The organism is Nitrosospira lacus, assembly GCF_000355765.4.
GTDB classification, from domain to species: domain Bacteria; phylum Pseudomonadota; class Gammaproteobacteria; order Burkholderiales; family Nitrosomonadaceae; genus Nitrosospira; species Nitrosospira lacus.
In genome coordinates this window covers 3,171,071-3,183,813 of the sequence record NZ_CP021106.3, presented here as the reverse complement: position 1 = coordinate 3,183,813, position 12,743 = coordinate 3,171,071, and the positions used below count along the sequence as shown (strand labels likewise).

Annotated in this window: 13 protein-coding genes; 9 read left to right on the top strand and 4 right to left on the bottom strand. The window is 55.2% G+C overall.

Annotated elements, in window-relative coordinates; translation table 11 throughout:
• Window positions 1-495: 495 nt before the first annotated feature.
• From EBAPG3_RS14530 to EBAPG3_RS14520, 3 genes are all read left to right on the top strand, one after another.
• Window positions 496-945 carry a hypothetical protein gene (locus tag EBAPG3_RS14530; protein ID WP_004174452.1) on the top strand — a complete coding sequence of 150 codons (450 nt, stop codon included), beginning with the start codon at window positions 496-498 and terminating at the stop codon, window positions 943-945.
• Window positions 946-1,043: 98 nt separating this feature from the next.
• Complete coding sequence (locus EBAPG3_RS14525; RefSeq protein WP_004174450.1) at window positions 1,044-1,436, top strand: RidA family protein; 393 nt, start codon at window positions 1,044-1,046, stop codon at window positions 1,434-1,436.
• Window positions 1,437-1,517: 81 nt separating this feature from the next.
• Window positions 1,518-1,907, top strand: a complete 390-nt coding sequence (locus EBAPG3_RS14520) for a TIR domain-containing protein (RefSeq protein WP_004174449.1) — start codon at window positions 1,518-1,520, stop codon at window positions 1,905-1,907.
• A gap of 183 nt (window positions 1,908-2,090) precedes the next feature.
• On the opposite strand, the gene EBAPG3_RS14515 is transcribed toward EBAPG3_RS14520, so the two are convergent.
• From EBAPG3_RS14515 to EBAPG3_RS14500, 4 genes are all read right to left on the bottom strand, one after another.
• Entirely contained in the window at window positions 2,091-3,341 is a 1,251-nt protein-coding gene (locus EBAPG3_RS14515) for a YfiM family lipoprotein (protein ID WP_004174448.1), read from the bottom strand.
• 166 nt (window positions 3,342-3,507) lie between these two features.
• The gene (locus tag EBAPG3_RS14510; RefSeq protein ID WP_004174447.1) at window positions 3,508-4,059 is read right to left on the bottom strand and encodes a Slp family lipoprotein; all 552 of its coding nucleotides are present in this window, start codon (window positions 4,057-4,059) and stop codon (window positions 3,508-3,510) included.
• A 334-nt stretch (window positions 4,060-4,393) separates the two neighbouring features.
• Window positions 4,394-5,035, bottom strand: a complete 642-nt coding sequence (locus EBAPG3_RS14505; protein ID WP_004174446.1) for a DUF3047 domain-containing protein — start codon at window positions 5,033-5,035, stop codon at window positions 4,394-4,396.
• A 14-nt stretch (window positions 5,036-5,049) separates the two neighbouring features.
• Window positions 5,050-6,558 (bottom strand): hypothetical protein, encoded by a 1,509-nt coding sequence (locus EBAPG3_RS14500; RefSeq protein WP_004174441.1) that lies wholly within the window; start codon window positions 6,556-6,558, stop codon window positions 5,050-5,052.
• Between the two features lie 307 nt (window positions 6,559-6,865).
• On the opposite strand from EBAPG3_RS14500, the gene EBAPG3_RS14495 reads away from it, so the two are divergent.
• The 6 genes from EBAPG3_RS14495 to hypE all read left to right on the top strand — a co-directional run bounded on the left by EBAPG3_RS14495 (window position 6,866) and on the right by hypE (window position 12,732).
• The gene (locus EBAPG3_RS14495; RefSeq protein ID WP_004174436.1) at window positions 6,866-7,084 is read left to right on the top strand and encodes a HypC/HybG/HupF family hydrogenase formation chaperone; all 219 of its coding nucleotides are present in this window, start codon (window positions 6,866-6,868) and stop codon (window positions 7,082-7,084) included.
• Entirely contained in the window at window positions 7,059-7,445 is a 387-nt protein-coding gene (locus EBAPG3_RS14490) for a hydrogenase maturation nickel metallochaperone HypA/HybF (protein WP_227869232.1), read from the top strand. The genes EBAPG3_RS14495 and EBAPG3_RS14490 overlap by 26 nt, the downstream gene beginning before the upstream one ends.
• 61 nt (window positions 7,446-7,506) lie before the next feature.
• Window positions 7,507-8,241: a hydrogenase nickel incorporation protein HypB gene (gene hypB, locus EBAPG3_RS14485; protein WP_227869231.1), complete on the top strand. Its 735-nt coding sequence runs from the start codon at window positions 7,507-7,509 to the stop codon at window positions 8,239-8,241.
• A complete protein-coding gene (gene hypD / locus EBAPG3_RS14480; RefSeq protein ID WP_004174426.1) occupies window positions 8,238-9,371 on the top strand; it encodes a hydrogenase formation protein HypD in 1,134 nt (377 codons plus the stop codon). The genes hypB and hypD overlap by 4 nt, the downstream gene beginning before the upstream one ends.
• A gap of 87 nt (window positions 9,372-9,458) precedes the next feature.
• Window positions 9,459-11,729, top strand: a complete 2,271-nt coding sequence (gene hypF / locus EBAPG3_RS14475) for a carbamoyltransferase HypF (protein WP_227869230.1) — start codon at window positions 9,459-9,461, stop codon at window positions 11,727-11,729.
• A complete protein-coding gene (gene hypE, locus EBAPG3_RS14470; protein WP_004174415.1) occupies window positions 11,722-12,732 on the top strand; it encodes a hydrogenase expression/formation protein HypE in 1,011 nt (336 codons plus the stop codon). The genes hypF and hypE overlap by 8 nt, the downstream gene beginning before the upstream one ends.
• Window positions 12,733-12,743: the final 11 nt, after the last annotated feature.

Sequence of the window (12,743 nt, the reverse complement as noted above, 5' to 3'; positions counted from 1 at the left end):
GTTCCAATTTGCGTGCACCCCGCTTGATAAGCGGCTTATTCGCTTGTACAGGAGAATCCGGAGGCAGGCGTATCTTCCGCCAGCAAGTGATGGTAGAGAAGGCAAATGGAACTCTATCAGGCCTTTGAGCAGACCGCGTCATTTTCGCTCCACTCTGGCCTGCGCGAGGTGGCGGCCAACACGACCGGATTGGTCAGATAATTAGACCCCTTACGATTTGCTCGGACTGATTCTTTATTGATAGAATGAAAGTCTTATGTTTCATCGTTACGTCTGACTGGTGCTCTATTTTTGAGATGGCATGAGCGACTGGATGGAGAAGAAAGCAAGCCATTGAAATGTTTATTAGGTGCGTTTTCCGCCTCTGTTTCCTTGCGTTCGAATCACTTTCGCGGATTTGCGAGGGATACTTGCTTCTTCCCAAATTCTTTCGTAGAGAGCCAGATGGAATTTTCCAGTTTATGTGACTGGCAAAAGATTAGCTAAGGAGTATTTGTGAGCACGAGAATTATAAGTGTTGCAATAGTCACGCTCGTTTTTTCGTGGCCGGTTTTTGCCGCATCGCAGCAGCCAAAGTCGCAGCTCCAGCCGCAGCAGCAACCTGAATCACAACCGGATCTGCATGGCGATGGCTGGCGGCTTGTTCGCTCGCTTGAGCTTGGAAATTCAGGAAATTACATTCATTTTGTCCTGATTGATAGCAAGCGGGATATGGATAAGGCGGTGTATGGGGCCGCACTTAGCAAAATATGCCGGTCTGCGGCTGACTTCTGCAGAGTGAGATTCTGGAATGAGAAACGCCTTATCCCCGATGGGGTTTCCTTCACTCCTGCTCAATTCAAAGGGCTGAGAGCGGAATACGTATTCAACCGGGCAGGGGGTGTTCAGGAGATGCGATATGCCTGTACTGTCGTGTCGGACAAGAACCAGTGTTTTTCTCATTGAGGAATATAGGTCAGTTACGGTTTTTTTCTATTGATTCTCTGCCAATTGTCGCGTAGTCATCAGGCGTTAGTGGAATTCCAGTCAAGGAGAAATGTTTTATGCCGCGCCAGTTAATAAGTTCAGGTTCCACATTTGAACAGGAGATCGGCTATTCAAGGGCCGTCGTGGATGGCGATTGGATTTTCGTCTCTGGCACGACCGGGTTCGACTATAGCAAAATGACAATTTCGGATAATCTGATGGAGCAGACCGAACAATGTTTTAAAAATATTCAGGCGGCGCTGAACGAAGCGGGATCCAGTTTGCGGGATGTTGTCCGGGTAACCTATGTATTGCCTGACGCGGCGGACTTCCCCAAGTGCTGGCCGACCATGCGCAAGTATCTTGGTGAGGTTAGGCCGGCAGCCATGATGATCTCGGCCGGCTTGTCCGATCCCCGAATGCGTATCGAGATCCAGGCAACGGCCCGCCGGGGCTCTGCTGACGCTTGACGTGGTAGATTAATGGGTGGTAGTGAAGTGGTTTTATGGTTTGGGTGTTGCTAAAATAAATTGATTTCCAGGGAGGAATGAATGGCCGCAAAAACGAACAAGGTGTTTGTCAGCTTCGCACTCAGAGATATCAAACTGCGCGATCAGCTTCTCGAACAATTGAACAAGGAACAAACCGGCTTCTCGTTTGTGGATATGCCCGTCAAGCAGTCGTGGGAACCCGCCTGGAAAGAAGAGTGCCGGGACAAAGTTACCGGGTGTGATGGCGTGATCGCCCTTATTACGAAAAACGTTGTCAGAGCAGACGGTCAACTGTGGGAAATACGTTGTGCCTACGAGGGCAGAATGCCCGTGCTGTTACTTCATGGCGATGCCGAGAAGCTGCCATCTAAATTACCTGATCCTGTGGGCGACCGCGAGATCGATTCCTGGACCTGGCCTACCATTTCAACCTTTCTCAATAGACTGTAAAGCGAATCCCATGCAGGCGGCCTAAAGGAAATTGCCTAAAAAATCTGACCTTATCCAGGAGGGCGCCATCGCTGAGCAGAGGCGTCCATGCTGAGCGCCTGTTCGCTTCCCCAGTCACCCCCGCAATTTTCGCCGGAAATATGGATGAAACCAAGGGTAAATGCTATAAGTAGATATGTGTGTTCAGTGCAGTACACGCAGGGCTGCAACTCTTTGCTCGATCTTCTTCATCATCCCGCGGTAGGCGGGTGCATCAATCCCACCGAACCGCCGTTTGAATTCGGCCTCGGACATGAATTCCGGTAAATCCGACCAGATTGGCATCAAATCCGAATCTTTCAGTCCTGCCGCTACGCGGCGTTGAAGTTGTTGTGCCGAGGATTCGTCTGACACAGCCCTTTCACCAAATCTTGTGCCGGCACGATCGGCGGCGATGTCATTGAATGAGAAGCCACTCCCGGAGCGTGAATCTTCGACCTCCTTGTACAAGCCAATTGCATCGGCTAATGCAGTATCGGCATAGGCGGCGATAGAGGCGGAAACCATGAAATGCTTTGCAAAGTCGTCACGTCCATCGATTGTAACCGTTTGACGAACCGGACGAGGCCAGCCCGCTGCTTCCGGAAGAACCCGTTCCAAAGAAATGCCAAGCACGTAAAATGTCGTCACTAAAATCAACGCGCGATTTTCTGCCGCGACTTCCCCATCTACCGAACGTTTACTCGCAAGGCGCACCAGTGGCGGCAGAACCTCCGCAAGCGGCACCACGGCACCATATTGTCTGCTATTCGCGGCCAGCAGGGATTGATAACGGAACAGCCGCTCCCGCTCGTCTTTGTCGACGACTGCTGCCCGGACTTCGTCAGAAACCCCTCCTTCCCAACGATAGAAGATGCTCAATTCATTTGGTGACATTTTCACCAGCCGCAGTGCGTCGAGTCCAGTACGATATTCCGGGCTATAGCGCAGCCAACGCACAAGCTGAGGTAAAAGCATGTCCGTAAGCGCGTCGGGCAGCGAGAGGTTGCCGATAGTCACCGATTGAAGTTGCGGGAGTTCGGCCGTCTCGACCAGCGTTGCTTCAAGATTCAGGTAGCCGTCGAGTGGATATCCGCTCAATGGGAGACTCAGACGGATAATGGCATTGCGGTCAGCGAGCGCTACCTGTGCGCTGCCTTTCCCGAAACGGTTGGCCAGATAGTTCGCAGCCAGATCAGCATCCCCTGGCATTATTCTGGCCGAGGCCAGCATTCCGGGGCGAACCCAATCACGATGTGCATCAACGATCCGCTTCGCACGCTCCACGTGTTCCGGGGTAAGGATTACCTGGCGGTCGACGCGAGGGCGGTCTTCCACGGCAAGAATCACCAGCGCCAGTAGCACCAAGGGGAGAGCCAGTAGCAGAGTAACAACCAGAAACGCGAGTTTGCGCATGACTATCTACAGTGGTTTTTGGAGCCAAAATGGCACAGATGAGCCAGATCACCATTCTGGAGGCTGACCGCTTATCGCTTCAACCTTGATTCTTAAAGAATAAGCGCGGAGTATATGAAATGAGCATGCGGAAAATGAAAGATCTGCAGGAGATGAAACTCACCTCTCACCAATATGGTCGGTACCACCCTCCCCAGTAATACGGGCTGCCATAATATCCGTATCCAAAATAGGGATTAAAGCCATATCCACCAAACCCCGAATAACCGTATCCATAATAGGGACTGGCTTGATAGACAGGCCACAAATAAATGGCCCTGGATGCCAGCAACGGCAACCGGACGGTTTTCTTGCCTATGGTACGTTCGATATCACCTTGCAGCGTTCCGGCAACGGTTATTTCCTTGTCTTTCGCATAAACCGCGGGATCAAGAAACTCGGTGCTTTTAATGACAAAGCGTCCCTCGCTGGACTTGTTTAATTGCGGACGGCCATAGTAATTGAGAGGATAGGACAATATTTGTATGAGGGTGAAATTTTGCTCGTTTTCCACATCGATAATGACTCCGCCCCACCTGACAGATGTATCTTTATAACTGTTCAGATTTTGGCTGGCCTGGCTATAAGAAATATCCTTTACGGGGACATCCCTGACCGCTGACGGCAGCCCGGCGCAAGCGCTTAGTAACAAACAGACCAATAATGAATACCGTCTCATGTCTATTCTCCCTCGATTATGAACACTGGGGATATCCGCCCAGAGTTTAGTATCGCGTTTATCCGTAATCCCGATGAGCATGGCTTGGGAACCAGAAATACCAATGAATATCCCCCATAAGACAGTTATAGCAGATGATGATTCCGGCATCGGATACTAAAAAGTACGGTATCAGTAGGATTTTCAATCGGCGAGAAAATCTGCAAGTATCTTATTGATTTTCTTCAGGCGCTCCAAATGAGAAGACCGTCCGGCCATACCCTGCGATATACAAACGTGGATGTCCGATTGCATGCGGACCCGTGCAGTACCATCCGCGACTAAACAGCTGCCGTCATTTTTTGGTGAACCAGATATCACCATACCAGCCCGTTGCCGTTGTGCGCGTGTTATCGGTGTCGGTCATGATTGCCACGGCGTCGACCCGGCCAGGCTCTTCACCAAACAGGCGCTTGAAATCGGCACGGACGTCGCGTTTCTCGCTAACCCAGTGATTGAGGCGGGCAGGGCCGGATTCCACTGCGATCATACGCGCATTATTGGTAAAAGCGTTAAGCCAGCTGCTGTCGACAGGTTGGCTGTTTGACCACACATAGTTGATAGCGCGCGTGCGCCAGAATAGCAGTCCGCCGGAAAAGACTACGTAAACGCGCATGGTGTAATCGTCGCCGGCGCGCGTGCGCTCATCAGCACCCGCCAGTATGTTCCCGGCTTGCCACGTCCAATTGAGGATAGGCGTTTTGCCGAGATCGATACTTACCTCGCGGTACAGTCCTGATGCGGCGGCATTGCTGTCGGCGCGCAGGGCGGTTCTCCCATCCTTGTTCTGGAGGGAATAGCGGGTCTCGCCAGCAAACGCTTTAGATTGCCAGCCACTCAGGTCGCTCCGTGAGAAGCGGGCGATGTCAACACGGTCATCCGCTGCCCATGACAGCACGGGGAAACAGATCGCTGCCCAATATAGCAATTTGTTCATGCGCGTATCCATGCTTACGGTGTTCTTTCGAACAGCGACTCGATGAGAAAAGCATCATCGAAGTGCCTGCGTCCAACGAAAGCGGTGGCGTGGCGCCCCCATTGGCGCATTGCGCCTGGCGACCGGATGCCCATCGGCCACAGAAGAAAACGCTCGGTACGCTCTGTCCCGGCAATCAGGCCAAATGCACCGAACAGGCTGCGATAACCTTCGTCAGCAGGCAGGGAGCGCAGCACATCATATTCTTCCCGCGCCAGTGGTTGCGGTGCCGGTAATAATCCGGGCGGCGATTCATCGTGGTAGAGTCTCTGGATGAAGTGGGTGTGATGGGCGATACGCAGCACCAGCGGCTGCCGTTCGGGCGCTGGCGCTTGTTGCGGTAGCATGGGAGGTTCAAAGTAAAAGGCGGGAAGATCTTTGCGCAAGCGTAGGTGGTGGCTCGGAAAGAATTCGTGATAGCAGCCGCAGTTATGGATGGCGTCGTACAACAATGGCTCCCCGTCCGGGCTCAAGGTTACCCGCCAATTGATCCCATCGAGTCGGCCAGCGTAGACATCGTTGCCGGGACGCGCCGGAAACCAGACGATGTAATTAAGCTGCAGCAATACCTGATTACCGAGACGTGTATGCGAAACCTTCCGGTATAGTGTTGGACGGATAATATCTATCACCGGTCCGTTTTTCCACTGCAACATACCAATACGATCATTCTCATCGACTACGTCCACTTCCCATAACGGAGCATAGGTATCGAAAAGCCGGTCGAGGTCAGTAGCCGCTGGCAGCGGGATGCCGAGCGGATCAAGTGAGCGGCGCAGAATTTCGGCTGTTTGCCGGACGTTGAGCGGGATGCTGGATGATGTGGACATCCAACGCACCAGCCTGCCGGCTACAGGAAGAGATGCCAGCTTTGTGGAAAAGGTATTGCGGGTTTCGTTATGCCAGGCTGAGATGCCGGCCGACACAATCGGCGCAGTAAGCGGGTAGAGGCCCAGCACCTGCCACCAGGCCACATAGTCATCCTGTACGTGAACAGCATTGCGTAACAGGGCGCGGCGCTCCGGGTGCGCAAGATCAGCGGTCACCAGTTGTTCGCGGCAACTGCTGAGTTCGTAGAGTAGAGCACCTTGGGGATAGCCCCCTATGGGGACAGACAGATTGCGCAATTCCAGCGCACGCGCCTGTGCGTCAAGATCGGCCATATGACCGATCCATGTCCGCCAGTGGCCGGGTTCGGCCAGCTTGTCACGCAACGAAGCGAGTACGCGGGTCGTACGCAGATAGGGAAAACCTCGAACCGGTGATGAACCATGGTCGCGCACCTCCTCACGGTCGATGACTGCATCGACTTCCTGATACAGTGCGCGGCAGATAGTCAAAGCGTCGGCCAGTGATGCAGCCGGATGGGTTCCAACCGTGGCGCAGCCAGTCAGAAGCAGCGTGAACACCAGCGGGAGTAACTTTATCCTGGCTGGCGCTATGGAGGCTTGAGTCGTGCGATGCGAACCGGTGGAATTATCCACGGATCTCTTCCTTTATATGTTATCGCTCGCCGTATGTTTTCTGTCCACCTTAATTGTAAAGACGGATCTATAGTGGGCAAGATTGGAACACAGGCATTCAAAAAAATTCATACGAAGAAAGAAAAACTTAAAGAAAAGGCCTGGCTCGAATGGTTGAGCCCGACGCGGGGCAAGTTCCTGAAATTGCCTTGAATGGAGAATGAGACGGAGCAACCAGGAATTTGCCGGTACCTGGATCCTAGGGAAAGTTACGCTTGAATTCATCGGAAATTAAGCCGACAATATTTCCATGTGTCTAGGCATCCCCATGCAAATCGTCGAAATCGACGGCTTTAACGCGCGCTGTGCCTCCAAAGGTGTTACGCGCGAGGTAAGCCTGTTCCTGATGCAGGGTGAGACGATAGCGATTGGCGATTTCGTCATGGTGCACGTGGGGTATGCGATCCAGATAATGAGTGAACAGGAGGCCCGCTCGGCTTGGGAGCTGCACGACGAGATGCTTGCCTCCGAGGCAAGCGGTGCATGAGCTTTCGATCTGTCAGGCTTTGATTGCCCAGGTGGAACGGATTGCAACAAGCCATGGCGCGCAAAGCGTTGAATTGGTCAAATTGAGGGTTGGTCCCCTCGCCGGAGTGGAGCCTTTATTACTGCAACATGCCTATCCCTTTGCCAGCGCAGGCACGGTGGCGGCGGGGTCCACGCTGGTGATCGAACCGGTGCCGCTCAAAGTGAGTTGCGCGACCTGCGGTGCGGAGACAGAAGCTGAGCCGAACCGGTTGATATGCGGCGCGTGTGGTGACTATCATACCCGACTGGTGAGCGGCGATGAGATGACACTCATGAGCGTCGGGCTGATTATGTCAGAGAGAGGAACGGATGATGTGTGATACGTGTGGCTGCAATATTACGCCCGGGAATCGCCAATTCGCCTACAAGCCGGCGAGCGGCATGACAGCCGTTCCGGTGCTGAAGAATCTGCTGGCCAAAAACGACGATCAGGCGACATGTAACCGGCGGTACTTTGATGAGCACCGGCTATTGGTAATCAACCTCATGTCTTCCCCGGGTTCGGGCAAGACCACGCTGCTTGAGGCAACCATTGATGCATTGCGAAATGAGTGCCGTATCGGTGTGATCGAAGGTGATCTGGAAACCGAGAATGATGCCGAACGCATCCGCGCCCGAGGCGTGCCAGCATATCAAATTACCACTGGCTCGGCGTGCCATCTGGACGCACACATGGTGCATGATGCGTTGCATCAGTTTCCGCTTGAAGAACTGGACATTCTGTTTATCGAGAATGTCGGTAATCTGGTGTGTCCCGCCAGCTTTGACCTCGGCCAGCATCGTAACGTCACACTGCTTTCTGTTACCGAAGGAGACGACAAACCGGCCAAGTATCCGCCGATATTCCGCGTTGCGGATGTGGTGCTTTTTACCAAAAGCGATCTGCTGCCGGTGCTGGATGATTTCGTTTCCGCGCGGGCCGAGTCGAATCTTCGCAAACTCGCGAGCCGGGCCCCCGTGATGCAGATTTCCGCACGCAGGAAGCTTGGCTTGCAGGCCTGGCTGGATTGGCTACGCGATGAACTGGCCAGCCAACGCACACAGGGGAGTCAGGATAAAACTGCGCGATCCGGAATACAATCCGATAGTATGCATTTGCGTGAGAGAGTCACGTGACGCTTACCGCCCAGGATTGGCTTGCGAAGATCCATGCGCTTCCGCTGGATCACCGGGTGCGAATCATGAATGTGTGCGGGGGGCATGAGCGCTCGATCACGATGGCGGGTATAAGGAGTGCCCTACCCAAGACCGTTGAACTGATCGCTGGGCCGGGCTGCCCGGTGTGCGTGTGTCCGGAAGAAGATGTGTACCAGGCGATTCAACTTGCGCTGCGTGCGGATGTGATCCTGGTTGCCTTTGGTGATATGTTGCGTGTGCCCGTGAATGTACCCAAAAGTCAGGTGCGTTCGCTGGAGCAGGCCAAAGCCGGTGGCGCTGACATCCGGCCAATTGCCAGTCCGCGTGAGGCCGTAAAAATTGCACAGCAGAATCCGGCACGCGCAGTGGTGTTTTTTGCCGCTGGCTTCGAGACCACTACCGCGCCGGTGGCGGCCATGTTGATGGAGGGGGTGCCGGATAATTTGTTTGTATTATTGTCGGCCAGGCGCACCTGGCCTGCGGTCGCGATGCTGCTTGACTCGGATACTCCTGGCTTCGATGGGTTAGTTGCACCCGGTCATGTTTCAACGGTGATGGGACCGGAAGAATGGATTTTCGTGGTAAAAAAACACAATATCCCCACAGCGGTCGCCGGTTTCATGCCGGTCTCGCTGCTGGCGGCAATGTATTCCGTGTTGCGCCAGCTGCTTGAAGGCGAGCGTTTTCTCGATAACTGTTATCCCGAGCTGGTTCGTCCCGGAGGAAACCGGTCGGCACAAGCACAAATCGCGCAAGCACTGGATGATACCGATGCCAATTGGCGCGGCATTGGCGTTATCCCGGCTTCGGGTTTCGCGCTTAACCCCCGTTTTTCGGGGAACGATGCGCGCTCGCAATACCCGGATTTCGATACCGAGGGGCGCAAGCGTGCCGGCCAAATGCCACCGGGCTGCGAGTGCGCGAGCGTGGTTCTAGGAAAAATCAATCCAAACGAGTGCAAGATTTATGGCCGCGCCTGCACTCCTAAAACCCCTATCGGCCCGTGCATGGTATCGGACGAAGGCGCCTGCCGGATATGGTGGGCAGCCGGCGTGAGGACCAATGCGGCAATTTCAGCCAAAAACACACCAACCGCCGATATGGGTTAAGGGTTTCAGGAATCCTGCTGTCATTCTCTGAAGCGGGAATTTCAATTCGGCTGCACGATACGCCCGATGAATGCAAAGGATCAGCAAGTGGTTGAACGTACGGAGCCGGAGGCACGCCGCTGGATGGTGACTGGCCGGGTACAGGGCGTAGGTTTTCGTCCATTCGTTTTTCGTTTGGCGCAGCGATTCCATCTAACGGGACGTGTGCAAAACCTATCGGGCCAGGTTTTGATCGAAGCTGCAGGCGAAAAACCCATGCTCGATGCGTTTGGCGCTGCGCTGCTTGCCGAGGCGCCGCCTCTGGCGCAACCCGAAATGATTTGTGTCGAAAGGATTTCCTATCGAAAGCTGGATCGTTTCGAAATCGTCTTGAGTTCGGCGGTTGAGGCAGCGGAAATTCATATTCCACCGGATTATTTTCTGTGCGACGACTGCAAGCGGGAGATGCAAACACCGGGTGACCGGCGTTATCGCTATCCCTTCATTAACTGTACTCAATGCGGGCCGCGCTACACTTTGATCACGCGCCTGCCTTATGATCGCCTCAACACCACCATGGCGGGGTTCGAATTGTGTTCAGCGTGCCGGGCTGAATATGAAAACCCTTTCGACCGCCGCTTTCATGCCGAGCCGGTGGCGTGCCCGGCGTGCGGTCCGCAACTTTGCCTGGTCACGCCCAGCGGACATGTCGAGCGCGCTGCCGCACTGGCTGCCTGCGTATCTGCGTTACGCCAAGGCGAGATCGTCGCGGTTAAAGGCATCGGCGGCTATCATATGATGTGTGATGCGAACAACGGCACGGCTGTCGGGCGGCTGCGTGCCAATAAACAGCGGCCGCACAAACCGCTTGCACTGATGTTCCCATGGCGCGGCGCGGATGGCATGGAGCGCGTGCAGCGGGAGCTGGAAATCGATGCCGCGGCGCGGGTATTGCTGTGCACACCCATGCGTCCCATCGTACTTTTACGCCGGCGCATGGATTCCACGCTGCCGGAATCGATTGCGCCGGGGCTGAGGGAAATCGGCGCAATGCTGCCCTATAGCCCCCTGCATCACCTGTTGCTGGATGAGTTTAACAATCCGGTGGTTGCCACTTCTGGAAACATAAGCGGAGAGCCGGTGATGACGGACAATACAGAGGTGGAAAAGCGGCTGGGCAATGTGACGCGTATTTTCCTGCATCATGATCGCCCCATTGCGCGTCCGGCGGATGATCCGGTAATGCGTATCATCGCGGGTAAGGCCCGCTTGATTCGAGCGGGGCGCGGCGTGGCACCGATGGAGCTTGATTTTCCCCGCCTGTTCGCGCAGCCAGTGCTTGCTGTTGGCGGTCACATGAAAAACAGTGTTGCCTTGGGGTGGGGCAGGCGAGTGGTACTCGCTCCCCACATTGGTGATTTGGATGCTCCACGCAGTCTTGCCGTATTCGAGCAGGTTATCGCTGATTTTCAGCGCTTGTATGGAGTTATCCCGCAAGCCATCGTTTGCGATGCGCATGCCGGCTACGCAAGCAGCCGCTGGGCCGCACAGCGGGGATTGCCGCTTATCCGCGTCTGGCACCACCACGCCCATGCGTCGGCACTGGCGATGGAACATTGTATGGAGCGCCATCGCGGCGGGACATGGCTGATATTCACTTGGGATGGTGTTGGCTTGGGGGAAGATGGCACGTTATGGGGCGGCGAGGCGCTGCATGGGTATCCCGGCGCATGGCGCCGTGCTGCCCGTATGAGGCCATTCCGGCTTCCAGGCGGAGAGCGGGCCGGACGCGAGCCATGGCGTTCGGGCATGTCGCTATGCTGGGAGAGCGGTATTGATGATCAGCCTTGCGTCGCTGATGCCACGTTGCTGAAAAAAGCATGGAAGAAGAAATTAAATGCACCGGTCACCACTGCGGTTGGCCGTTTGTTTGACGGTGCGGCAAGTTTACTCGGGTTGATCGATAAGGCGAGTTACGAGGGTCAGGCTGGAATGTATCTGGAAAGCGCTGCGGCGGGCAACGCTGAAGCAATGGATTTGCCGCTTGAGAAGGATGCATCCGGCTTGTTGACGGCGGACTGGAAACCACTGATACAGGCGTTACTACAGGGAGATGTGCCAGTGGCGCAAAGGGCAATGCAATTTCATATGAGCCTGGCGCGTTCCATTGTTGCCCAGGCACAATACATTCACGCGTCAACCCCTTTCGATCGGGTCGGCCTCACGGGTGGGGTATTTCAGAACAAATTACTTGCCGAATTGGCAGCGGCGCAGCTTGCCGCAGCCGGATTCGATGCGCACCTGCCAGAGAGGCTACCCAGCAATGACGGCGGTATCGCGTTTGGCCAGCTTGCCGAAGCGGAATGCGCGCATGGATGATACGCACATCCGTCTCGCTCATGGCAACGGTGGGAGTTATATGCGCGAATTGATCGAAACCGTATTCGCACGCCATCTTGCCAACCCCTTGCTCAATGTGCAGGCGGATGCGGTGGCACTGCCCGCGATGGAGGGAGGAGGCGTGGTGATGGTGACAACCGATGGATTTACCGTGCAGCCGCTGGAGTTTCCGGGCGGCACCATTGGTTCGCTGGCAGTGCATGGAACGGTAAACGATCTCGCGGTGTCGGGGGCCACGCCGTACTATCTGACGCTTAATGCATTTATTGAGGAAGGTTTCGACATTGCCCGGCTGGAGCGCATTATCGCCAGTCTCGCGGAGGCCGCGCGTGAAGCAAGGGTGGTTATAGTGGCAGGCGATACCAAGGTATTGCCGCACGGGGAGGTGGGAGGGCTCTATCTTGCTACCACTGGCGTTGGCGTTCGCGCCCAACATCTTCAGCTTGGACTGGATCGCGTGCAACCCGGCGATGCGGTTCTGGTAAGCGGACCGGTGGGCGATCATGGTATCGCTGTCCTGCTGGCGCGGGAAGAATTCGGTCTGCGCGGTGAATTATTGTCGGATGCGGCAAGCGTATTTCCTTTGACACAGGCGCTGGCATCGCTGAACGGGTTGCGCTTCATGCGAGATCCTACGCGTGGCGGACTCGCAACGGTGCTGCATGAAATTTGCCGCGCCACCGGGCTGGAGGTGAGGTTGAACCAAACCGCGATTCCGGTGCGAGAACAGGTGGCGGCCGTGTGCGAAATGCTAGGCTACGATCCCCTGTTTCTGGCCTGCGAAGGGCGAGTGGTAGCGGTGGTGGAAGCCTCCCAGGCGCCTGAAGCGCTGACGCGGCTTCAGGCGCTGCCACAAGGGCGCGAGGCTGCGATCATCGGCAGTGTCAACGCGGGACGCGCACATGTGGTGCTACAAACCGAACTGGGTGGCGAGAGAATTCTGGAAGAACTGGAGGATGATCCGCTCCCCAGAATATGCTGATAATCAAGGAA

What these genes read in the sequence shown, in the direction of transcription:
- EBAPG3_RS14515 (WP_004174448.1), bottom strand. Translation starts at nt 3,341, where the DNA reads ATGCGCAAACTCGCGTTTCTGGTTGTTACTCTGCTACTGGCTCTCCCC.
- hypB (WP_227869231.1), top strand. Translation starts at nt 7,507, where the DNA reads ATGACAGCCGTTCCGGTGCTGAAGAATCTGCTGGCCAAAAACGACGAT.
- EBAPG3_RS14520 (WP_004174449.1), top strand. Translation starts at nt 1,518, where the DNA reads ATGGCCGCAAAAACGAACAAGGTGTTTGTCAGCTTCGCACTCAGAGAT.
- hypE (WP_004174415.1), top strand. Translation starts at nt 11,722, where the DNA reads ATGGATGATACGCACATCCGTCTCGCTCATGGCAACGGTGGGAGTTAT.
- EBAPG3_RS14510 (WP_004174447.1), bottom strand. Translation starts at nt 4,059, where the DNA reads ATGAGACGGTATTCATTATTGGTCTGTTTGTTACTAAGCGCTTGCGCC.
- EBAPG3_RS14495 (WP_004174436.1), top strand. Translation starts at nt 6,866, where the DNA reads ATGCAAATCGTCGAAATCGACGGCTTTAACGCGCGCTGTGCCTCCAAA.
- EBAPG3_RS14505 (WP_004174446.1), bottom strand. Translation starts at nt 5,035, where the DNA reads ATGAACAAATTGCTATATTGGGCAGCGATCTGTTTCCCCGTGCTGTCA.
- EBAPG3_RS14525 (WP_004174450.1), top strand. Translation starts at nt 1,044, where the DNA reads ATGCCGCGCCAGTTAATAAGTTCAGGTTCCACATTTGAACAGGAGATC.